Source organism: Ciceribacter sichuanensis (assembly GCF_024055605.1).
Taxonomy (GTDB): Bacteria; Pseudomonadota; Alphaproteobacteria; order Rhizobiales; family Rhizobiaceae; genus Allorhizobium; species Allorhizobium sichuanense.
The window spans coordinates 706,811-728,042 of sequence record NZ_JAMXLX010000002.1; the positions used below are offsets into that span (position 1 = coordinate 706,811).

A 21,232-nucleotide genomic window follows, 5' to 3' on the forward strand; every position below is an offset into this window, starting at 1 on the left:
CCCTCTTCATCCCCGCCTCCGGTCCACCTTCCGGTTCGTAAGATAGACGCCCAGAACGGCGATCACCGTACCGACGATCATCGGCAGCGACAGACGCTCCCCGAAGATTATGGCCGCTTCGATGGCGGCAAGCGGCGGCACGAGATAGATCAACGATGCGGCCTTGGAAACATCGCCGCGCCGGATGAGATAAAGCAGCAGCGCGATCGCGCCCATGGAAATGCCGAGGACCGACCAGGCGAGCGTGGCGAACAGGCCGAAGCCCCAGACGACCCGCAGGTTTTCCAGCATGAGCGCCGCCGGCACGGTGACGATCAGCGCGCCGACATACTGCAGGGCCGCGACCGCTCTCAGATCGCCATCCTTCAGAAACCGCTTCTGATAAAGAGTGCCAGCCGTGACACAGGCCATGCCCAGCACGTTGACGACAACCGCATAGACCGGGATCGCCCCTGCATCGACCGTCAGCAGGTTCGGCACGACCGCGATGGCAATGCCGATAAAGCCGAGAAGCAATCCCAGCCGTTGGCTCATGCCCAGCCTCTCCCCGATCACCACGGCGGCGGCAATACCGGTCATCAAAGGCTGGAGACCGGCAATGATGCCCGAGAGGGAGGCCGGAACGCCCTGCCCGATCGCCCACCACAGCATGCCGAGATAAAGTCCATGCAGGAACATGCCGGAGACGATGGCATGAAAGATCGCGGTGCGTCCCTTCGGCCAGCTGACGCCGGTCACACGACAAATGGCATAGAACAGGATCGCCGCCACCGCATAACGCAGGGCAAGAAAGGTCAGCGGATCGGCAAACAGCGTGGCATACTTGGCAGCGACCCAGCCGGTCGACCAGAGAAGCACGAAAATAGCCGGAGCAAGGCGATCGAGTGTCATGGCGCATTTCCCCGAACAAGCGCCCAGCCCGAACCTTTCAGGGACATGCGGCGGTGTCGCTTAGCGCGTAGCACCGGGACGCGTCAAAAGAGTTTTCCTGCAGCCGGCGATAAATTTTGCTGACAGTCGCCGCATTGAAAAAAATTTCACAAAAGCTGACGCCCATATTTTAGGCAAACTCACAGAAGACGCACCTGTCCTCATTCAACTTTCGTCAATATCGGCAGTGAAGGCAACCGAATGGATGGCAAAAATCCCGAAAACATGACCTAAATATAGGCTTTTGCCGATTTTTCGCACCACGGAAATTCTTCCCCCCTGACTCTGCACGCTGCTTGCATTGCCTGTAACGTTGTATTCAAATGGCAAAAAAATGGGGATGGCGCCGTTGGCATTTGATGAAATGATTAATGCGGACAGCAGTCCGCGAGCACCCTACCGGAACTACCATGAGTGGTACTCCAATCAGGACCCCGCCCGATTGATCGCCAAGTCGCGGGACGCCGAAAACATCTTCCGCAAGACCGGCATCACCTTCGCAGTCTACGGCCACGAAGACTCCTCCGAGAAGCTCATCCCCTTCGACATCATCCCGCGCGTCATCTCTGGCAGTGAGTGGCGGCGACTGGCCCAGGGCATCGAGCAGCGCGTTCTGGCGCTCAACGCCTTCCTCGACGACATCTACCACAAGCAGGAAATCATCAAGGCGGGCCGCATTCCCCGCGAACTGATCGAGAAGAACGAGGCTTTCCTGCCCGAGATGATCGGCTTCCGCCCGCCGGGCGGCGTCTACACCCACATCGTCGGCACCGACATCGTGCGCACCGGCGAAGACCAGTTCTACGTGCTGGAAGACAATGCCCGCACGCCGTCCGGCGTCAGCTACATGCTGGAAAACCGCGAAACCATGATGCAGATGTTCCCGGAGCTGTTCCAGCTCAACAAGGTGCAGCGCGTCGAGGACTATCCCTATCTCCTGCGCCAGTCGCTCGCTTCGCTTGCGCCTCCCGGTTGCAAGGGCAAGCCGCGCGTCGCGGTGCTGACCCCCGGCATCTACAATTCCGCCTATTACGAGCATTCCTTCCTCGCCGACATGATGGGCGTGGAACTCGTCGAGGGTTCGGATCTCCGCGTCATCGACGGCAAGGTGAAGATGCGCACCACCCGCGGCTACGAGGCGATCGACGTGCTCTACCGCCGCGTCGACGATGACTTCCTCGATCCGCTGACCTTCCGCCCGGATAGCTGTCTCGGCGTACCCGGCATCATGGACGTCTACCGCGCCGGCAACATCACCATCGCCAACGCTCCCGGCACCGGCATTTCCGACGACAAGGCGATCTATTCCTACATGCCCGAGATCGTCGAGTTCTATACCGGGCGCAAGGCGCTTCTTGAGAACGTGCCGACCTGGCGCTGCTCCGAACCCGACAGCCTGAAATACGTGCTGGAGCATCTGGAGGAACTGGTCGTCAAGGAAGTCCATGGCTCCGGTGGTTACGGCATGCTGGTCGGCCCGACCGCCTCGAAGAAGGAGCGTGCGGTCTTCGCCGAGAAGCTCAAGAGCCGGCCCAACAACTACATCGCCCAGCCGACGCTTTCGCTTTCGACGGTCCCGATCCTGGTCAACAAGGGTATTGCCCCTCGCCACGTCGATCTTCGTCCCTATGTCCTTGTATCCGACAAGGTGCAGATCATTCCGGGCGGGCTGACCCGCGTGGCCCTGAAGCAGGGCTCGCTCGTCGTCAACTCCTCCCAGGGAGGCGGCACCAAGGACACCTGGGTATTGGAGGACTGAGCCATGCTGGGCAGAACCGCAAACGGACTTTACTGGATGTTCCGCTACATCGAGCGGGCCGAAAACATCGCCCGCCTCGTGGACGCCGGCCTCAGGATGTCGCTGACCCGCACCGGAGCCTCGGAGGAAGACTGGGGCGCCGTGCTTCTCAGCGCCGATGTGCGCGAGGGATATGACGCAGCCCACCCGAAGCTGACGAGCGCCGATGCGATCGACTACCTGCTGCGCGACCTCGCCAATCCGTCGAGCGTAATGTCATGCATCGATTCCGGCCGCAACAACGCCCGCATGGTGCGCACCGCGCTGACCCGCGAGACCTGGGAAGCCACAAACGAATGCTGGATCGAGTTGAAGCAGCTGCTGGGCCGCAGGCTCAAATCGGCAGACCTGCCCGAAGTGATCGACACGGTGAAGCGCCGCGCCGGCCTTATCCGCGGCGCTTTCCACGGATCCATGCTGCGCAACGAGATCTACAATTTCGCGCGCATCGGCACCTTCATCGAGCGGGCAGACAATACCAGCCGCATCCTCGATGTAAAGTATTACGTGCTGCTGCCGGCCGTGACCCAGGTCGGCTCCTCGCTGGACAACATGCAGTGGGAATCGATCCTGCGCTCCGTCTCGGCGCACCGCTCCTATCGTTGGGTCTATGACGGCGAATATCGTGCGGCCAACATCGCCGATTTCCTGATCCTCAACGGCCAGATGCCGCGCTCGCTCGCCTATTCCTACGAGAAGATCGTCAGCAACCTCGGCTATCTTGCCAAGGAATACGGCCAGCGGCTGCCGGCCCACGACACCGCCGATTCCGTGCGCACCACTCTGAGTTCCTGCAATGTGAACGCGATCATGGACCAGGGACTGCACGAATTTCTCGATAATTTCATCTCCCGGAACAACCAGCTGGGCAGCGAGATTACCGAGGGCTACCGCTTCTACAGCTGACGGCAGGCAGGACACCATCATGCGGCTCAAGATCACCCATACCACCGGATACCAGTACGCCGAGCCGGTGGCCTATTCGCTGCAGCGGCTGCGGCTGTCGCCCGTGGCAAGCCCCGGACAGGACGTGCTCTCCTGGCACATAGCCGTCGATGGCGCCGTCGTCGAGGCAGGTTTCCACGACCAGTTCGGCAATCACGTCCACCTCGTCTCGACCGAGGGCGACAGTTCCAAGGTCCATATCGTCGCCAGCGGCGAGGTGGAGACAGAGGATCGCGCCGGCGTCTTCGGCCCCCATATCGGCTACTGCCCGCTATGGCTCTTCCTTCGCGACACTCCGCGCACCAAGGCCGGCAAGCTGACGAAGGAGCTTGCCAAGGGTCTTTCCGGTGTGACCGACCTCGACCGCATGCATGACCTGATGGGCACGGTCCACACATCCGTCGCCTATCGCCCCGGTGAAACCGGCACGGAAACGACGGCCGAACAGGCGCTTGAAGCGGGCCACGGTGTCTGCCAGGATCACGCGCACATCTTCATCGCCGCCGCGCGGCTTCTGGATATCCCTGCTCGCTATGTCTCCGGCTATCTGATGATGGAAGGCGTGGCCGAGCAGGCCGCGACCCACGCCTGGGCAGAAGTGTTTCTTCCCGGTCTCGGATGGGTCGGCTTCGACGCCGCCAACGACCATTGTCCCGATGCCCGCTACGTGCGCATCGCCTCCGGCCTCTGCTATGCCGATGTCGCGCCGGTTTCCGGCATGCTCATCGGCCGCGCCGGCGAGGATCTCGCCGTCAAGGTGGTGGTGGAGCCCAGGCTTCAGGGGCAAAGCCAGAGCCAGAGCTGAGGTTGCCGGAGCGCGACGTTTCCATCCGCACACACAAGGAACGCTCCGCCCCTTGCATCTGCACATCACGCCAAGGCCCACCGGTGACATGCACGCCGTAAGCCCGACGCCAAGTCCGCGTGCTCTCCTCATCTGCCCAAGGGAGAATCACGCATGCTGTTTCGCCAGTCGTTGTTCCAGTCGGTCGTCGAGCGTCTTTCGGATGAAGATATCGACCCGACGGCCAAGGAAAGCCCAGCCGTATCCCATCGCATCCACGGCATGCCGGGCAACTATCTCGCGGACAGTCTCACGACCGAGCCTCAGGAAGCAACCCGCCTGCAGCAGGCCTATCTCTTCCTGATGGAAGACGGGCCGCTCGAAGAGCCTGCGGCCCCTGCTCCGCCACAGGCCCAAGCGCCCGTCACACCCGCCCACCTTGTGCGCCTGTCACTGGAGGAAATTGCGGAGGATCTCGGCATCGCGCCGACCGATGATCGGGAAAGACTGGCCGAGCGGCGGCGGCAGTTCGCCAAACTCAACCACCCCGACAGGATTCATGCCGATTTCAGGGAGCGCGCGACGAAACGTATGAAGATCGCCAACCTGCTGATCGACGAAGCAATCCGCCGCCTGCCCTGATCAAGTCAATCCGATCAGAACGGGCAGCGGCGCCGGAAACCTTCAGATTTCAATCGTAAAGTTTCTTCAGCAGCCCGATCAACTGGTCGCGCGCTTCAGGACCGCCAAGCTGCGCCAGTAGCCGCCCTTCATGCTCCTGCCAGATCGGCATGAGTTCGTTCAGATAGGCAAGGCCTGCGTCGGTAATGTAGAGCGACTGGACGCGGCGATCGAGATCGGACTTACGGCGCTCGACGAAGCCCTTGTGCTCAAGACCGTCGACGATGGCGACAAAATTGGCTCTCTGGATACCGAGCGCCTCCGCCACCTCGCTCTGCTTCGATCCCTGGTTGCGGGTCAGAAGCAGCAAGACGGCGAAGTCCGTCGGCCGCAACCCCTTTGCGGCAAACGTCTCGTTGAAATGCTGGAAGACCGCAAGTTGAGCGCGCCGAAGGCGATACCCGACGGCATCCTCCATCATCGAAAAATCTATCTTGGTGGACCCCAGAGCTGTTTCTTCAGCCTTATTTTCCGTCATCTAGACGCCATTCTCATGCATTTTCCCCGCCAAACCATAACGCAAACCAACGGGAAGCGTCATGATCATAACAATAATCTTATAGGATTACCTTCATGGCACAAGGGTTTAGGCTCAGATACCCGTGAAAACAGACAGATTTGGCCCGAAGCAATCCTCGGTTACATTGAGACACGGAAGGATATGCTCCGCCCCGGGAATCCGTCTGTTTTTCGGTTCGTAGCGTATAGAGTGCTGGATCAGGCTTCCTACGGTCAAGGATTTGAATCCTGCTCACTATGTCGAGATTGTTGAGAGCGACGCGTTTGCGCATTTTCCACATTGATGCGAAGCAAACTCTAGGGTATGACCGCCAAACAGCCTGACGGCGAGGCCAAACCTCGCCCCGGATGCACCCGTAGCTCAGCTGGATAGAGTGTTGGATTCCGATTCCAAAGGTCGCAGGTTCGAATCCTGCCGGGTGCGCCACTGAACTATCTGATTTTATTGACTTATCAGTTTTTTCTTGTCCTCATGTGGACTGGAAATAAGCTAGCTCAGTCCTAGCTCAGTAGCGCATATCCTTCGGAATTTCTCAATGATTTCAATGTAGCGTTTCCGCGCTCGGGCTCGGAGCTAGCGCAGTTCCAGCGCAGTGCTCCGACCGAAGTAACTCCATTGGAGCCCAGGTTATGTTGCAGCGCACCTCCGATCCGACAAACGCCCCCTTCACGCTTTTTCAGCGTGAGGGCACCCGAAACTGGTCCATGCGCTATTCGCTCGGTGGCAGGCAAATCAAGAAGTCGCTCGGTATTGCCGACTACGATGCCGCGCTACAGCGGGCGAACGAGGTTTATCACGAGCAGAAGTACCGGCATAAGCAGGGCCTGTCGCTGGTCCAGCATCCTTTCAATGAGGTCGCCGAGGAGTTTATCGAAAAGGTCTGTGCTGAAGCAGAGCGGGACGAACGCAGCCAGTATCACCCGACATTCTGGCCTCCGATCATCCGGCGTTTTCCTGTCGGCTATTTCGGGGACAAGGCAATCGATCTCATCACGACCGCCGACGTCGAACGCTATCTGGAATGGCGCAAGACCTATTGGACAACGGGGCCGGGATCGAAGATCGAGAAAATCCGTTGCGAGCGGGAAGATGGTCGTGTTTTCTCTCGCGCTGCACCACGCAAAGTCGCTGCTTTGGCGACCATGAAAGGCGAAATGGTCATCATTCGCGAGCTTTTCCGTCAGGCATCACGATGGGGCTATTGTAAGCCTTTGGAGTTGCCAACCGTCGAAGCAAGGAAGAAGCCCGACAATCGCCGCCCAGGCTTCAAACCGGAGGAATACGAGAAGCTCATCGCCAAGAGTACCGAGCGGATCAACGAGCATCATTCGAAGCTCAAGGTCATCAAGGCTAAGGATGGGCGTGTCTGGACCCAAAAGGCCGTTACCGAAGGCATTCGCGCTGACCGCGTTCGGTTGCACGCCTATATCGAATTGATGGCGAATTCCGGCCTACGCCCCACAGAAGCCAAGAACCTTACATGGGGCGATATCTCGCTGTTTCGGGAAACGCGGCACTTGCCTCTTTACCAACAGGATGCGCGTTTGGCGGTTCACGGCAAGAGTAAGCATGGCAGCACCGTACCGCTCTACGGCGCACTGTCGGCTCTCGGTATGCTTTGGGACCTGTTTGTTCACGACATGGGACGCGAACCACAGGATGATGATCCGGTGTTCGTTGACGAAAAAGGCAACCGCATCATGTCTTTCAAGAAGAGCCTCAACGCCCTCCTCATTGCCGCAGGGCTGGAGAAGGACAATCGCGGCATTCGTCGCACGTCCTATTCCTTCCGGCACTTCTATATCTCGCAGATGCTCGCAAACAACGTCTCTGTCCACCACGTCGCCCGCAATACACGCACGTCACTCGCGATGATCGATAAGCACTATGCGCAAGTGAACACCGAGCAGATCAAAGACTTCCTCCGGCCTGGACAAGAGGACTATGCAAATGAACCCGTTCTGTTGGATGACGATGCCTACGCTGAAATCAAGCTTCTCGAAAAACGCATCGAGGAATTGAAGCGGGGCAGCAAAGACGGGTCCACGGAGCAACAAATCGCAAAGCGGTACGCCGAGAAACGAGCCGGATAGGCTGAGCCTGCGGCGGATGGCTTCGCGGCTTTAGCAATTGTTCAGGCGGAAAAGTTCGTTCAAACGAACTTTTCGCATGGGGACACCCACCGATATTCACGCCGCAAATGCCCGGAACAGTGCGCTAATCATTCTGTCTTTTATCCTGTAGGCGGACACGCCGTTTTCTATGATAACGACCGCCGTATAACTGGGGCTGTCAAAACTGATTTCGGTCATAAGCTCCCTTATCGCGGTGTGGGCTTCTGAGCGAAGTTCGTAGCGCGTGGCTTCTTCTGCATTTTCCCACGCCACTCGAAGCTTTGCGATACGGTCGGCCATGTTGGCAGAGTTATGGTGTCGGATTGATTGACGCTGGCGTTCTGTCTGTTGATGCCGTAACTCTGCCTCGACCGCTTGCCGTTCGCTCTGCCTCGCCCTGAGCAGATTGAGAATGGCATTCGGCGGCTCGTTGTCGTCTTCAATGGCCTGAGCCAGCCGCTGCTCCTTTCTGCGAAGCTCTTCCAGTTGCAGCGTCAGTTCGGCGATGGTCTCATCAAGCTTCCGACGCGCATCATCGAACCGGGCCGCTTGCAGTGTCTCCGCGAGATTGATCTCCCTGACGTGATCGAGGATAACCGCCTCCAGCGGCTCGTATCGGAAATGTCGGTTGCCATCGGCGCAGCGATGACCGCGCACATAGTTCGCGCAAACCAGATAGCGCCCGTTCTCATTGCCCTTCACACGGCTGAGCTTCATTGTCATCGGTCCGCCGCAGTGGGCGCAATGGCACAGGCCAGTAAATAGATTCGCGAACGTATCGCCTTTGCGGCCCGGTCTGCCGGGGTTGCTTCGCATGGCCTGAACGCGCAGGAATAAGTCCTTTTCGATGGCGGCGGGGAAATAACCCTCAATGGGATCGCCATCCGGTACGCGCTTGCCGTCCTGCATACGATGCGGCTGGAATGTGCCAATGACATCGTGCCGGGTGAGTAGTGCCTTGATGATGCTCTGATACCATCCGTCCTTGCTCTTGAAGGCCGGAACGCCGTCCACATTGAGCTTTCGAGCAATTGCCGTCGCGCCGAGCCCGCGCATTGCCATCTCGTAGATAGCCCTCACCGTCTCCGCGTGATGGTTCAGCGTGAACTCGTATCGGTTCGCGTCGATCCGTTTGGCATCTATCCATGCGGGTGTGATGCTGGTGATGTGGCCCTTACCCTCGCGGGCTTGTTCCCGCTTCCGCTTGGCAACAGCACTGATGCGTTCGCTCTTCGTCTGGCTTTCCTCGTGACCGCGCGACATCACCGCAAGCCCGATAATTAGCTTGGTCCAATCCCCGTTAAGCCGGTCACGACTGTAGATTTGCCTGTCTTCGCCAAGGGTCGCAATGATGATGCCCGCATTGATGATCGCCATGAACAGCGTCAGTGCATCCGGCACCGCTTCTCTTGATAGCCGGTCGAGGCTTTCGATCAGCAGATAGCTACCTTTGGGGATTTCTCCGTTCTCGACCATAGACAGAAACCGACCCAGTGCGCCGGTCTTGAAGTTTCTCCCCCTCCACGCGCTGACGCCCAAGTCCTGCAAGCTGTCGTCCAGAAGCAGAGAGTGTTCGTCCGCAAACGCCTTCGACCGCTCAAGCTGTCGGCGTAAGCTATCGCCGCGAAGCTGCTTGCGGGTGCTCATACGCACATAGGAATAGGCCCGCACCGGACCCGATGAATGTTGATTGCCGGGAAATTCGTCCTGCATGACCGCCTCCTTTGCGTCCGACCGCTAACACCAGAGGCGGAGAGGTTCGAGCGCGAGGCGAGCGGGGTGTAAACGGCTAAGTCGGCGTAATGCTTCGGCTTGCGGGAATAGGTTGAGAAGACGCGGCGCAAATCGCCGCTTATTACATTGAGATTACTGCGACCCGCTCGGTTAACAAGATATAAATTTCTCGCAGAGTGCAAAAACACTTGACGGGACGCGAATTCGGCTGACGGATGCTGAAACGCCTGACGGGAGGCCAAGCTTACTGACATGAGCAAAGGACGCTCTGAAACGCACGATCTGGCCCGACAGCTTTTTCGGGATCAAAAGAAAGTGCTGGATCTCATCAAGAGGGATCGCCCCGACTCGGGTTTTGCAACCGCAGTTTTTCGTTTGTTTGGTGACAAACCCGAACGCGGCAAGACTGTCAGGATCGGCAAGCATGAATTCGACTATTCAAGCCATGAGAAAAGCCTTGTGAGTTTTCTGCCTGCGCGGTGGCGAGAAGAACTGGACAAAACCAAGGGCGCATGGTCCGGCTGCGAAAACTGGTGGGCAGGCTATCCGCTAATCGCTTGGGTGGAGATACGGGCCGCCGATGACGGAACGACGGCGCACCTCAAGCTGCATGCGGAAGTCGGTCCTGTTTCAGACCATAAAGTTCGACAGGGGATTATCGAGGCGATCAGGATGGCAGCATCTGCGAAAGGCATGGAACGAATTCAGTTCCCGGTCGGAGCCTCTGACAAGGGGCGTCTCTATTCACGGTTCTTGCGGGAGAATCCCATCACCGTCAGCGATATTCGCAACGCGGACGAAATCGAGAAAAAGTTCGTGGAGGTCATCGCTGGCTTCGAGCCGGAGTTCGAATTGGTTTCGAGCGTCATACCGAACTTCACGAGCGCCAACGCTCCGTAGATTTCATCGTCGTTAACTTCCCGTTAACTCTCTTTAATGCAATAACGTTGATGAAAATGTTCGATTCCCGTCGAGCAGCCCTGAGACTAAGAGTAGCCTCGTTCTTAGGGTGACGGTCCCGCCATTATGGCGGGCACCCTTTGTGGTTAACCGTACGAAGTGTCCTATTATTGCTGGTTCAAAGCAGGCCGTTGACGCGGACTGCAAGCCAGCGCATGGGCTCGGACGGTTACCATGACCAGCATCTTGACGAATATGGCGGCGATGGCCGCTCTGCAAACCCTGCGCATGATCGGCGCGAACATGGCCGACACGCAGCGGCAGGTGAGTTCGGGATTGCGGGTGCAAACCGCAGCCGACAATGCCGCCTACTGGTCGATCTCCACGACGATGCGTTCGGACAATATGGCGCTCTCCGCCGTGTCGGACGCTTTGGGCCTTGGTGCCGCAAAGGTCGATGTCGCTTATCCGGGCATGGAAAGCACGATTGATGTTCTTAGCGAGTTCCGGGCAAAGCTGGTTGCCGCCAAGGAAGATGGCTTGGACAGAGGCAAAATCCAGACCGAGCTTGACCAACTCAAGGATCAACTGCTTTCCGTCGCCACATCGGCCAGCTTCAACGGGGTCAATTGGCTCAACACCGATGCTCCACAGAACCTATGGGAACTGTCTTCGCTGCCAGCAAGCATCACGTCATCCTTCATCCGCTCTGCCGACGGCTCCGTGCGTGTCGGCACGACCGATATCGATATTGCCGATATCAGCCTGTTCAATGTGGGCGGCGGGGGTGCCTTGCAGAAGGATATTCGTTCGCTTGGGGATATCGGCGGCTTTCGGGGAAGCAACGTCGCCACCTATGGTGATCCCGGTTATCAGGACTTCGATTTTACCGGCGCTTTTACCTTGTCCGGAACCGACACCATCAGCTTCAACGTGCTGGTCGATGGTAGCAGCAGCTACACCGTCACCATCGATGAAGCCACGATCAATGCCGCTTTATCGAAGACGGATGGCACCGTATCCAACGACGACGACTTTGCCCGTGTGTTGCGACACGCTTTCGGGACTGTAAACGATGTCGCCAGCGTGATATTGCGCTTCAATGGCGTGCGTATCCAGAGTGTCGAGACAACCGGATCGTCTCATTCCAGCATCGAGATTACCGGGGTGACGTCGAACTTCGGATCAGGAAATTTCGGTGCTGGATTGGAAAACGGAGCCACTTCGGAACTTGCAGACGATTACCCGCAATGGAGTTTCAACTTCTCCGGTCCCTTCAATGTCTACCGCGATGTCGAATTCAGCTTCGACCTTCAGGTCGGAACCGATCCGGCCACAACGATCACTGTGACGCGGGACATGGTAGATACTGCGCTCGGCACCTCCGACGGCAAAATTTCATCAGCCGCCGACATGGCAACATTGCTGGACTATGTACTCGACGGCAAAGGGCTTAACGTGACGGCGAGCGGCACGTCGATCCTCTTCGACATCGACAAAACCCTCTACCCCGATGCCGGAAGGCGGGCGTTCATACAGATCGGCAACGTCACCGACAACCTCGGCCCCGCGCCGGATTTCGACATTCTCGACGTGGATATCACCGATCCCGCCAATGATCTCGACAACTACTTAACCGGCGTCGATGCCATGCTACAAAAGGTGATCTCAGGCGCATCGGCACTCGGCGCGGTCAAGACCCGCATCGACATGCAGACGATTTTCACGCAAACACTGATGGACAGCATCGATAAGGGCATTGGCCGCCTTATCGATGACGACATGAACGAGGCTTCGACCCGACTCAAGGCGTTACAGACGCAGGAGCAGCTCGCTATCCAGTCCTTATCCATTGCCAACGCAAGCGCCGGAAACATGATACAGTTGTTCCAGTGAGGTTTCGTGATCGGCATCGCTCTCGCGCCAATTGCGGTCATCCCTCCCCATTGTTGACCCCAAAGCTACCACGTGACCAGATAAGGTCATAGGCTGCCCCATAAGCCCGTGTGCTTAGACGGCACGTAGTTGCGCAAAGTCGGAGCACCTCGCGTATTGTACTCTAGGTGCGCATGGCTCTATTCGTCTGCTACTAGTTCGACGACTTCAGCAATGTCGTGCAATGGCCCCAGATCGACCAAAAACGGCTTGAGCTCTCTTTCCTCTTGGAACTGCCAAATGAACCGATATTCGTTCTGGTACAGGTATTTTATGTTCTTGCTGAATGCGGGCATGAGCTGGTCGCGCCGGGTCGTATACGGGTCGTAATACTGGATTGGACCGTGCCCGATCACGGCGTCTGGCAACTGTTCTGCCATGGCTCGGGCAAAACGATCCTCAAATGCCGCTTTGTCTTTCACCACAAGTGCGGCATTTGCCTCAAACTCGCTGAACAGCCGCGCATCGTAGCCAAGGCCACAGCACCAGACATAGAAGTTTGGGACGTTCATGTAACGGAACAGTTCGCCCCAATGTGGCTTGACCTCGACCTCGTTGCCATGATCATCAAGACCGATGAGGCGCATCATCAACCGCTCGTTGGGGCTTCTGACATGATGCTGGAGTTCATCGTCTAGCTGCGCCGCATTAAGCGACGGGTCGTTATACTTAGCCGCAGGCTGGATAAAGAGCTTCCCGGTTAGTGCTAGGAGAATATGTTCCTTCTTCCCGAACTTGGCGTAACAGTCTGGTCCAAACGCAATCGGATGAACCGTTCGACGCCGTATATACCTGGCCGAAGCCTCAAGCCGCACAGCGGCCTCATCAAAGGCCAGTTCGCCCGACTTTGACCGCTCCATCTGTTCGCGAAGCACATGAGTATATAACTCAAGCATTCCGCGCCGATGGTCGAGGCTGCGGGGCTGGGTAACTTCTCCATCACGGCCAGTTGACCAGAGATTGTTCCCAATGGCTTCTAGCCGCTGCTGGAGGGCTTCGTCTGTCGCTTCGCGCAGATAGCGGGACTGCATGTATTGGTCGCACACAGCCTTAACATCGATCATCATATTGCCCCATATAGCCCTGAAACGGAGGTAGCGAGACCTTGAACCACAACATCGTCCGCCGTGCCCCTACAAACAGCCTCAAATCGTTCGCCGGGCATATCACGCTCCTTCAGAAACTGCGCTACCTGCGGCGCTTGGTCCGTCGTTAGCCATTGTTCTAGCTCCTACATACTTTTGATTTCCGCCCTAGCACAATACCCATTCTATGTCGGCGTTCAGGGAGTTCGAAGCTGAAAGCGGTCCGTCCGCATCCAGCCTTGCAATGGCTGCCTCGGCCCCTGAAAAACTCTTCGCTCGCTCTTTTGGCAAACGGCTGTATCCGGGAAACACGTTCAACGGTTTCGCAAAGGATCACAGTATGTCTCACCTCAAGGCTCTCAAGCTCACTTCCGCCGTTCCGGTACGTGCTGCTGCCGACCCCGTGCAGCGTTCGCGGGAAAAGATGATTGCCGCGCTGGCCGAGCAGAAGCAGATGGCGGAAGCAAAGATCGCCGGTCAGGCGTTCACGCCGACGCATATCGTCCGCAAAAAGAATGCCGAAGGTGTCCGCGTCGAGGTCGAAGCGTCCAAGCGTGTGCGTCAGGGTTGGTTCACCGACGGCAACGGAAAGGTGTTTTTCGCCCTGCGTTATGCGGGCAAGACCATCGAATTCGCCAAGGACAAGAACGCTGTCGAGATCGGTGAGCTTTCGGCGCTGCCGAAGGTCATCGACACGCTGATCGAGGCGGTACGCGCGGGCGAACTCGACGCGCAGTTGACCGCCGCCGCCGTCGAACGCGGCAATATGCTGCGTAAGTCCGTATAAACAGCGCAGTTTTTACCGGGCGAGCATCCGAAGGGCATGGGATCATTTGATCCCATGCCCTTCGTGCGTTCCAGCGGTGCCGGAACATCATCAAGGAGCGTCACGGACACGCGTTCGGTGCGGGGGGCTGTGCAACACTGTTTTCGGGCTGGGCCGCATTCCTTGATGCTTCTGTGCTTCTGCACGATGCGCGTTGCCCGTCGGACGTGCCCCCCGAAAGCACGCGCACTTCCGCCATTTGTTCGGTCGTGTCTTTGAACTCGCCCTTTGCGCCATCTGGAATTTTGTTTCCGCCGAAACCGAGCGGAGACTTGATGCAAGACCATTCACCCGGCGATCACGCCGACAAACTTACGCAGGCGCAAATTGACCTGGCCATGCTGTTCATGACCGACCTACATGTGGGGTCCGAACGCCTCTACAAGATCAAACGCAAAGGCACATCGCTGAGCTTGCGCTACGCAATCGACGGAGAAATGCACCAGCGCAGCTATCTGTCGGCGTTGTCGTGGCGGGCGATTTTGCTGTTTGCGCTGACCGAGGGCAAAACTGCCACCGTCCACGAAATGGACGAGCCGGGACGATACCGGCAGATGTTCCCGAAAACCCTGCTGCGCCGCCTTCAATGGCATGCACGACCGAATGCGAATTTCCCTCCGGTCGCAAAGCTGTACGAGCCCAATGGCAAAGCCGCCATTCTACTGACACGAAGCCGGCTCTGCGGGCATGCCGTCGATGCCCTGCACAATCTCACCAATGGCAGGCCTGTGTTTCAGCCGCTGTGGATTTCCGACATCATGGCATTGCGTCCGATGCTCGGAATAGAGCTTGTCCGCGACGAGGCTTTCTCAGCCACCATGCCGATTGGCGCGTACATGGAAGCTGCCGCGATCAGAGGCCGGATTGTCGAGGAGCCGGAGCTTTCAGCCTTGCCTCTCACCGGCAATGTGTCCCGGCTTGCAACGCAGCCGTCATCGAAGGCAGTTCGCAGCATCTTCGATCAAGCGTGCCGGGAAAATCCGGCATTGGAGGCGCTGCGGGGACTGACCATCTACGATGATTATTCGTTTGCATGAACGGAGACAAGAAGTTCGGTGAACGAACTTTCGTCAGTACGCCGCCCCACCTCGTTGATCACCACTGGCTTGCCTTATATTCGCGATACTACGCAGACGCTCGGAAAGGCTGATAACGTTTCCGACGCATCTGGATGTCTTGCTTACAGCAATCACACCAGCAGGAATGTCGCCAGCGCCCGGTCGCTGTAAGAGGTTGCTTTTGCTGGCATCAGTCCAGTTAGCATCCTGTACAATATTATTATACACAAAACGCGTTAAGCCATTCCCCATATCGATGATATCCGCACTACTCCTCGAAACAACGCGACTGTCTTCGACAACGAAAATCCCATTCATATCCGACACAACGGAATTTACTTTCATTTCATCAATATGGTTTCGAGTACCAGAACGGTCAGGCATCGCATCTGTCGATTTCTCACCGTCCTCAATCTCTTCACCAATAGAAATGCTCGAAGACGTGACACGTTGAACACCGCTAGCCGATTTGTCTTTGGCTTGTCCGATAACAACGCGAAGCGATCGAAAGCCGGATCGCTCCAGACATAGCCAGTCCACATATGCGCGGATATCTTCGGCTGGCCACCAGTTGCGTTCGGTTGGCTTTGCCTCATCGGCTTGTTCTGCCTCAATGAAGTCCTGAGCATCTAGCCGCTTGTAGTCGCATTCGATGCGGAATTTCAGGCAATAGCGGACGATATTCTGAATATTGTCGCCGGCATCGCGATATGCGCGAAATGGCTGGATATCCACCTGATATTTTGCCGTGTGGGTTTCCTTGCGTAAGGCGCTGGCGATTTCTTCCGTTGTCAATCCACCCTTGCGGATGATCGCATGTAGGTGTGGGCGCCAGATTGTTTTGTCCGGGGCTTCCATCAGCGGAAAGCCCAGCGCATCCAAAGCCAATCGTGTGTTGCGGCCACAGGTTTCGAAATCACCAAAGCTCATGCGGTCGATTTCCCACCAGCCCAGCATTTGAAAGCCATTCCATCGGCTATCCTTCTTGCGCTGGCGATCTATGAAAGTGCGAAGACGGCGCTTTTCATTCTCCACGAGATCGGTCATGCCGGTGAAGTCGAGTTGCGGCGGAAGCAGGATCGTTGCAAAAGCAAGCTCCTCGTTTGCGGCATCGCAAAATATCTTCTTGACCGCCTTTCCCGTTTGAACACCACGTTCCCGCAGATGGCAACGCGGACAAAGCGGGACACCGCAATAATCGATGTTGCCGTAGTCATCGACCTCGCCACAGGTTTCCATCCAGCGTCGGGCCAGATGGTTCACGGGAAGCGCCGCCTTTACATATTGGCGTTGTGCTTCATTCGCTTTGGTCAACGTTTTGATTTGACGGCGCTCATAACGGGTGAATACACCCTTCGTCATCATATCCGCCCTTAGCTGTTCAATTCTTGTCTTCATTGAAAATCCCCTGCTGAAATAACGTGCTATTTATCCAGCACCATTTTAACGCCGTGCCTTCTTGGAAATAAATATTTGTTTCAAGGAGATAGCAGAATGAAGATCAAAGACATCTACGAGGCATTGCGCGCGGATGGGCTGACCAGTTCGCAGATGGAGTTCTCGCGCATCTGGCTCGGACGCAGCCCGCGCTACTATTCGCACCTCATCGCCGTCGACCGAGAGCCGGGGCTTGCCACGCTTTGCGGAATTTCATGGCGGCTGAAACGAATGCGGTTGGACAACTACCCTGCACTGCTAGATTTCCAGCGACAGCTTACCCGCGAGATTGAGCGGAGAGCGATAACCGATGTTCGCCGACATCGATCTTAACGTTTGGCCAACAGCCGCCCAATACAATCGCCGCGTTTATTATCCGCATCTTTCCGTATCAGGAATTTCCAATGAACGCGCATATCTCATCCGGCAAGGCAACAATCGTTGCCGCGCTGGCAATCTCCGCAGTCTCCATCGCCTCACCCGCCTATTCCCTCGAGAAAGTCCGCTTCGGCACCGATTGGCTCGCCGAGGCGGATCATGGCGGCTTTTATCAGGCCGTCGCCGACGGCACCTATGCCAAATACGGCCTCGACGTTGAAATCCAGCAGGGCGGTCCCGGCGCACAGAACCGCGCCCTTCTCCTAACCGGCACGCTAAACTTTTATCTGGGCACCCAGCAGGAACAGCTTGTCGGCATCGAGCAAGGCATCCCCTTGGTTGATGTCGCCGCGTTCTACCAAAAGAACGCACAGGTCATTTTGGCCCACCCCGACGGCGGCGTTGAAAAATTCGAAGACCTAGCCAAGCTCGAAACGATCTTCATGACACAGGGCGGATTCGGCGCTTATTTCGATTGGATGAAGGCCAATTTCGGCGGCTTCCGCGACGAGCAGTACAGGCCCTACACTTTCAGCCCCGCACCGTTTCTCGCCGATAAGAACTCTGCTCAACAGGGTCTGATTACCGCTGAACCATACGAAATCCAGAAGCAGACCGGCGCGGAACCCAAGATTTTCCTACTCGCTGACAGCGGCTACAAGCCCTATGCGACCATGATTACCGTCCAGCGAAACCTCATCGACAGCAATCCCGATCTCGTACAGCGGTTCGTCGATGCCTCGATTGAGGGCTGGTACAACTACCTGTACGGCGACAACGCAGCAGCCAACGCGCTGATCAAAACAACAAACCCCGAGATGACGGATGGCCAAATCGAATATGCCATCGACAAGATGAAGCAATACGGGATCGTGGATAGCGGCGATGCGCTCGACAAGGGAATTGGTTGCTTGACCGCCCAACGCTACAAGCAGCTTGCAGACGAACTGGTCAAGGTGAAGCTGCTCAAAGCCGACACCGATTACACCAAAGCCTTCGACACCCGCTTTTCCTGCAAGGGCGTCGGGTTGTCGTTAAAGAAGTCGTAGTCCACCCAGAAACGCGTTGAAGAAATCGGTCGCAAAACTCAGCATTTTGCGACCGATTTTCGCGAACTGCTGAGAAGTTCGGTGCAGGCGTTCACCAAATCATCGAAGTGATGCAGTAGGATGTCCGGCGCGAGTTCGACAGCTGGAATTTCGGTGTAGCCGAAGTTGACCAGGATCAACGGTGTCCCAGCAGCCCGCGCGGCTCCGGCGTCGGTGTCGGCATCGCCAACCATCACAGTGCGAGCGAGATCACCACCCACAGCTTCCACGGCTTCTATAAGGTGGGCGGCGTCAGGCTTGGCTGCCGAGACGGCGTCAATGCCCACCACACCCTCGAAGAGGGCCGCCATGTCTAGCGTGGTCAATAAGCTATGCGATAGATCGGTGGGCTTATTGGTGCAGACTACCAGCTTGGCACCCGCTGCCTTTAGGGTTTTCAGGGCGTCGATTACACCCGGAAACGGCAGGCTCTCATCTGCGACATGAGCACTGTAGTAGCTAATGAAACGACTAAAAAGGGCGGCGGCACGGGCGGCTGGCTCTTGCTCTCCGGCAATCTCAAGACCCCACTGCAGCAGCCATCGGGCTCCACGACTGATAAAGGGTCGCCCCTCATTGTAGGCCAAGGGTTGCAGGCCCTCTAAAATCAGGATTGCGTTCACAGCTCCGATCAGGTCGGGGGCCGACTCGACTAGAGTTCCGTCGAGGTCGAAAGCGATAGTCGCCCCGTTAAGGACGGTCCGGTCAATCACAGTGCATGGTTCCTTTGTTGGGCCAACGAAATCAACAAGAATATATGCACATTGGCTTAGCGCTCGTGAGTACCTGTCGCAAAACTCCCACAGACTGTCCTAAAACCCGCATTCTAAGCGGGATCTGTATCTTGCCCGGCGGCCAACAGCGAGCCGGTTCCCAAAACCGCGATGCCGCTTATCTGATTGGTATCGAGAGCCCGCGCTATCAGATAGCGCCGCAGACCAAACATCCCTACCATCGGGACCGCAACGGCAAGTAGGTCGCCGCCCGTGTAGGTAAAAGCCCAAAAGATGGTCGCTGCCGATACCGCGAGCAGTAGTCCCGAATACATCCAACGGCTCCTCTTGGGCAGGCCGTCCGTTCCGATAAAACCACGTTGAGAAAAAACGATCAGCGCGCACCCGACCACGAAGACAGTGACCAGCACTCCGCGATATGAATGGGTAACGAGGACGTCACTGAATTCGAGTGCGCCTGCATAGAACGCGGCCATGATCAAAGGCGTGATGATCACCAGATGAACATTTATTCCCAACATGATCGGATTGAATTGAATTCTAAAATAGCGAAATGCAACAAGCAGCGTTGTCGCCAGAGCCGCTCCGATCCAACCTGACAGTTGCATATCCACGTTGCTACGCCAAAGCGCAAGGAAAACTATCGAGGGCGTGGCTTCCAGAATATCCGTCAACCACTCGCGTTGCAGCGATTGTTTCATTGCCCGAAGTCCCCCGTAATTAAAGTGTGATCTTCACTCTATAGTTCTGAATGGCATCATTTTCTACCGTGAGTAAACACGACTTGCGATTCCTCATGATGTCGCGGTGTGGTAGAATTTTCCATGGCACATCTTTCAGGAACAGATCGCGCGCAATTGCTGCTTCTGCCGGAAGCGGTGGACGACTACGTCGGCCCGGACAACCCGGTGCGCTTCATCGAGGCTTTCGTCGACGGCCTCGATCTTGCTGCCTCAGGCTTTGTGCGGGTGGCGGCGAAGGAGACCGGCCGTCCGGGCTATGATCCGGCCGATCTTCTGAAGCTCTACGTTTATGGTTATCTCAACCGGGTGCGATCCAGCCGGCGGCTGGAGGCAGAAGCCCATCGCAATATCGAGGTGATCTGGCTGCTGCGACACCTGAAGCCGGACTTCCGCACCATCGCCGATTTCCGCCGCGTGAACCGTGCTGCCTTCAAACAGGTATTCCGCGAGTTCGTCATCCTGTGCCGGCAACTCGATCTGTTCGGACGCGAACTGCTGGCGGTCGATGGCACGCGCATCAAGGCGGTGAACAACAAGGATCGCAACTTCACACGGGGTGTGCTGACGAAGTTCATCAACGAAGCCGACGAGAAACTGGCCGACTACATGAAGCGGCTCGATGAAGGCGATGCGCAAGAGGAAAAAGCCAGCAACAATGGCAGTTGCGGTCGCAGCGATGGCAAACTCGCGGAAAAGATCGCGGCGGTCCAAGGCAAGCGGGATCGCCACAAGGCGCTGCTGGATGAGTTGGATCGCACTGGCGAGGACCAGATCTCGCTGACCGATCCGGATGCCCGCGCCATGGCGCGCATGACGAAGGTCGGCGTCGGCTACAACATCCAGCTCGCCGTTGATGTGAAGCACAAGCTGATCGCCGAGCAGGAAGTCTGCAACCAGGTACTCGACATGGGGCTGCTGGCGCCAACGATCGAGGCAGCGATGGACACGCTCGGTGTCGATAGGATCGAGGCTGTGGCGGACCGGGGCTACTTCAAGATCGAGGACATAGAAGCCTGCGAGAAAGCCGACATCACCGCTTATGTTCCCAAACCGATCCGTGGTCCGGCCGTGGCCGAGGGGTTCTTCTCCAAGGAAGAATTCCGCTACGAACCGGACAAGGACATTTACCTTTGCCCCGCAGGCCAGGTGCTCTCGCCCCGTCACTTTGGCAAGTCACGCGACAATGTGAAGATCGACTATGTCAACCGCGACGCCTGCAAGGCGTGCCATCTGCGCGAGCGCTGCACCAAAAGCTTCCGCCGCGTGTCGCGCCTTGAGAACGAGGCGGTGCTCGACCGCATGGCAGCGCGTCTCGCCGCCCAGCCCGACGTTCTGGACCAAAGGCGCGAAAGCGTCGAGCACCCGTTCGGCACCATAAAACAGTGGATGTATCAGGGAGCGTTCCTGATGCGCAGGCTGGAAAACGTGCGAGGGGAGTTCAGCCTGACGGCACTGGCCTACAACATCAAAAGAGCCATCACTCTTGTCGGCGTTGCGGGCCTGATCGCCGCTGTCAGGGTGTGAAAGGCCGCTCTACGCACT

The 21,232-nt window shown here is 57.2% G+C and carries 19 protein-coding genes, 1 tRNA gene and 1 pseudogene; 14 read left to right on the plus strand and 7 right to left on the minus strand.

What is annotated here, in order from left to right:
* Positions 1-6 precede the first annotated feature (6 nt).
* Positions 7-891 carry a DMT family transporter gene (locus NBH21_RS09675; RefSeq protein WP_250915703.1) on the minus strand — a complete coding sequence of 295 codons (885 nt, stop codon included), beginning with the start codon at positions 889-891 and terminating at the stop codon, positions 7-9.
* Between the two features lie 388 nt (positions 892-1,279).
* Between NBH21_RS09675 and NBH21_RS09680 the strand changes: the two genes are divergently transcribed.
* The 4 genes from NBH21_RS09680 (at position 1,280) to NBH21_RS09695 (ending at position 5,099) form a co-directional block, all read left to right on the plus strand.
* A complete protein-coding gene (locus NBH21_RS09680) occupies positions 1,280-2,689 on the plus strand; it encodes a circularly permuted type 2 ATP-grasp protein (protein ID WP_250915702.1) in 1,410 nt (469 codons plus the stop codon).
* A gap of 3 nt (positions 2,690-2,692) precedes the next feature.
* Complete coding sequence (locus tag NBH21_RS09685; protein WP_250915701.1) at positions 2,693-3,634, plus strand: alpha-E domain-containing protein; 942 nt, start codon at positions 2,693-2,695, stop codon at positions 3,632-3,634.
* A 19-nt stretch (positions 3,635-3,653) separates the two neighbouring features.
* Positions 3,654-4,478, plus strand: a complete 825-nt coding sequence (locus tag NBH21_RS09690) for a transglutaminase family protein (protein WP_250915700.1) — start codon at positions 3,654-3,656, stop codon at positions 4,476-4,478.
* Positions 4,479-4,631: 153 nt separating this feature from the next.
* Positions 4,632-5,099, plus strand: coding sequence for a hypothetical protein (locus NBH21_RS09695; protein WP_250915699.1), 468 nt, complete (start codon positions 4,632-4,634; stop codon positions 5,097-5,099).
* 49 nt (positions 5,100-5,148) lie between these two features.
* Here NBH21_RS09695 and NBH21_RS09700 read toward each other — a convergent pair whose 3' ends face one another.
* On the minus strand, positions 5,149-5,616 hold the full coding sequence (locus tag NBH21_RS09700) for a MarR family winged helix-turn-helix transcriptional regulator (RefSeq protein WP_250915698.1): 468 nt from the start codon (positions 5,614-5,616) through the stop codon (positions 5,149-5,151).
* A gap of 391 nt (positions 5,617-6,007) precedes the next feature.
* On the opposite strand from NBH21_RS09700, the gene NBH21_RS09705 reads away from it, so the two are divergent.
* Positions 6,008-6,084 (plus strand) — tRNA-Arg (locus tag NBH21_RS09705).
* Between the two features lie 203 nt (positions 6,085-6,287).
* Positions 6,288-7,751, plus strand: a complete 1,464-nt coding sequence (locus tag NBH21_RS09710) for a tyrosine-type recombinase/integrase (RefSeq protein WP_250915697.1) — start codon at positions 6,288-6,290, stop codon at positions 7,749-7,751.
* A gap of 96 nt (positions 7,752-7,847) precedes the next feature.
* Here NBH21_RS09710 and NBH21_RS09715 read toward each other — a convergent pair whose 3' ends face one another.
* Positions 7,848-9,485 carry a recombinase family protein gene (locus NBH21_RS09715; protein ID WP_250915696.1) on the minus strand — a complete coding sequence of 546 codons (1,638 nt, stop codon included), beginning with the start codon at positions 9,483-9,485 and terminating at the stop codon, positions 7,848-7,850.
* Positions 9,486-9,758: 273 nt separating this feature from the next.
* Between NBH21_RS09715 and NBH21_RS09720 the strand changes: the two genes are divergently transcribed.
* The 3 genes and pseudogenes from NBH21_RS09720 to NBH21_RS26310 all read left to right on the plus strand — a co-directional run bounded on the left by NBH21_RS09720 (position 9,759) and on the right by NBH21_RS26310 (position 12,302).
* Entirely contained in the window at positions 9,759-10,406 is a 648-nt protein-coding gene (locus NBH21_RS09720) for a hypothetical protein (protein WP_065655073.1), read from the plus strand.
* Positions 10,407-10,640: 234 nt separating this feature from the next.
* Positions 10,641-11,207, plus strand: a pseudogene (locus NBH21_RS26305) (flagellin N-terminal helical domain-containing protein); the annotation flags it as partial.
* Between the two features lie 612 nt (positions 11,208-11,819).
* On the plus strand, positions 11,820-12,302 hold the full coding sequence (locus NBH21_RS26310) for a flagellin (protein WP_483413722.1): 483 nt from the start codon (positions 11,820-11,822) through the stop codon (positions 12,300-12,302).
* Between the two features lie 179 nt (positions 12,303-12,481).
* Here the strand turns inward: NBH21_RS26310 and NBH21_RS09730 are convergent, their stop codons facing one another.
* A complete protein-coding gene (locus NBH21_RS09730; protein ID WP_250915694.1) occupies positions 12,482-13,408 on the minus strand; it encodes a hypothetical protein in 927 nt (308 codons plus the stop codon).
* Between the two features lie 358 nt (positions 13,409-13,766).
* Here NBH21_RS09730 and NBH21_RS09735 point away from each other — a divergent pair, with 358 nt between their 5' ends.
* Positions 13,767-14,213, plus strand: a complete 447-nt coding sequence (locus NBH21_RS09735; RefSeq protein ID WP_250915693.1) for a hypothetical protein — start codon at positions 13,767-13,769, stop codon at positions 14,211-14,213.
* A 314-nt stretch (positions 14,214-14,527) separates the two neighbouring features.
* Complete coding sequence (locus NBH21_RS09740) at positions 14,528-15,289, plus strand: DUF2958 domain-containing protein (protein ID WP_250915692.1); 762 nt, start codon at positions 14,528-14,530, stop codon at positions 15,287-15,289.
* A gap of 33 nt (positions 15,290-15,322) precedes the next feature.
* Here NBH21_RS09740 and NBH21_RS09745 read toward each other — a convergent pair whose 3' ends face one another.
* Positions 15,323-16,708 carry a hypothetical protein gene (locus NBH21_RS09745; RefSeq protein ID WP_250915691.1) on the minus strand — a complete coding sequence of 462 codons (1,386 nt, stop codon included), beginning with the start codon at positions 16,706-16,708 and terminating at the stop codon, positions 15,323-15,325.
* Positions 16,709-16,804: 96 nt separating this feature from the next.
* Here NBH21_RS09745 and NBH21_RS09750 point away from each other — a divergent pair, with 96 nt between their 5' ends.
* Complete coding sequence (locus tag NBH21_RS09750; protein WP_250915690.1) at positions 16,805-17,080, plus strand: DUF6626 family protein; 276 nt, start codon at positions 16,805-16,807, stop codon at positions 17,078-17,080.
* A gap of 71 nt (positions 17,081-17,151) precedes the next feature.
* Positions 17,152-18,174, plus strand: coding sequence for an ABC transporter substrate-binding protein (locus tag NBH21_RS09755; RefSeq protein WP_250915689.1), 1,023 nt, complete (start codon positions 17,152-17,154; stop codon positions 18,172-18,174).
* Positions 18,175-18,212: 38 nt separating this feature from the next.
* On the opposite strand, the gene gph is transcribed toward NBH21_RS09755, so the two are convergent.
* Together gph and NBH21_RS09765 are read right to left on the minus strand one after the other, a co-directional pair.
* Positions 18,213-18,926 carry a phosphoglycolate phosphatase gene (gene gph, locus NBH21_RS09760; protein WP_250915688.1) on the minus strand — a complete coding sequence of 238 codons (714 nt, stop codon included), beginning with the start codon at positions 18,924-18,926 and terminating at the stop codon, positions 18,213-18,215.
* 113 nt (positions 18,927-19,039) lie between these two features.
* Positions 19,040-19,648, minus strand: coding sequence for a hypothetical protein (locus NBH21_RS09765; protein WP_250915687.1), 609 nt, complete (start codon positions 19,646-19,648; stop codon positions 19,040-19,042).
* 123 nt (positions 19,649-19,771) lie between these two features.
* On the opposite strand from NBH21_RS09765, the gene NBH21_RS09770 reads away from it, so the two are divergent.
* Positions 19,772-21,214, plus strand: coding sequence for an IS1182 family transposase (locus tag NBH21_RS09770; protein ID WP_250915686.1), 1,443 nt, complete (start codon positions 19,772-19,774; stop codon positions 21,212-21,214).
* Positions 21,215-21,232 lie beyond the last annotated feature (18 nt).

Coding starts and splice junctions, on each gene's coding strand:
- NBH21_RS09675 (WP_250915703.1), bottom strand. CDS start 891: ATGACACTCGATCGCCTTGCTCCGGCTATTTTCGTGCTTCTCTGGTCG.
- NBH21_RS09685 (WP_250915701.1), top strand. CDS start 2,693: ATGCTGGGCAGAACCGCAAACGGACTTTACTGGATGTTCCGCTACATC.
- NBH21_RS09690 (WP_250915700.1), top strand. CDS start 3,654: ATGCGGCTCAAGATCACCCATACCACCGGATACCAGTACGCCGAGCCG.
- NBH21_RS09695 (WP_250915699.1), top strand. CDS start 4,632: ATGCTGTTTCGCCAGTCGTTGTTCCAGTCGGTCGTCGAGCGTCTTTCG.
- NBH21_RS09700 (WP_250915698.1), bottom strand. CDS start 5,616: ATGACGGAAAATAAGGCTGAAGAAACAGCTCTGGGGTCCACCAAGATA.
- NBH21_RS09710 (WP_250915697.1), top strand. CDS start 6,288: ATGTTGCAGCGCACCTCCGATCCGACAAACGCCCCCTTCACGCTTTTT.
- NBH21_RS09715 (WP_250915696.1), bottom strand. CDS start 9,485: ATGCAGGACGAATTTCCCGGCAATCAACATTCATCGGGTCCGGTGCGG.
- NBH21_RS09720 (WP_065655073.1), top strand. CDS start 9,759: ATGAGCAAAGGACGCTCTGAAACGCACGATCTGGCCCGACAGCTTTTT.
- NBH21_RS26310 (WP_483413722.1), top strand. CDS start 11,820: ATGGCAACATTGCTGGACTATGTACTCGACGGCAAAGGGCTTAACGTG.
- NBH21_RS09730 (WP_250915694.1), bottom strand. CDS start 13,408: ATGATGATCGATGTTAAGGCTGTGTGCGACCAATACATGCAGTCCCGC.
- NBH21_RS09735 (WP_250915693.1), top strand. CDS start 13,767: ATGTCTCACCTCAAGGCTCTCAAGCTCACTTCCGCCGTTCCGGTACGT.
- NBH21_RS09740 (WP_250915692.1), top strand. CDS start 14,528: ATGCAAGACCATTCACCCGGCGATCACGCCGACAAACTTACGCAGGCG.
- NBH21_RS09745 (WP_250915691.1), bottom strand. CDS start 16,708: ATGAAGACAAGAATTGAACAGCTAAGGGCGGATATGATGACGAAGGGT.
- NBH21_RS09750 (WP_250915690.1), top strand. CDS start 16,805: ATGAAGATCAAAGACATCTACGAGGCATTGCGCGCGGATGGGCTGACC.
- NBH21_RS09755 (WP_250915689.1), top strand. CDS start 17,152: ATGAACGCGCATATCTCATCCGGCAAGGCAACAATCGTTGCCGCGCTG.
- NBH21_RS09765 (WP_250915687.1), bottom strand. CDS start 19,648: ATGAAACAATCGCTGCAACGCGAGTGGTTGACGGATATTCTGGAAGCC.
- NBH21_RS09770 (WP_250915686.1), top strand. CDS start 19,772: ATGGCACATCTTTCAGGAACAGATCGCGCGCAATTGCTGCTTCTGCCG.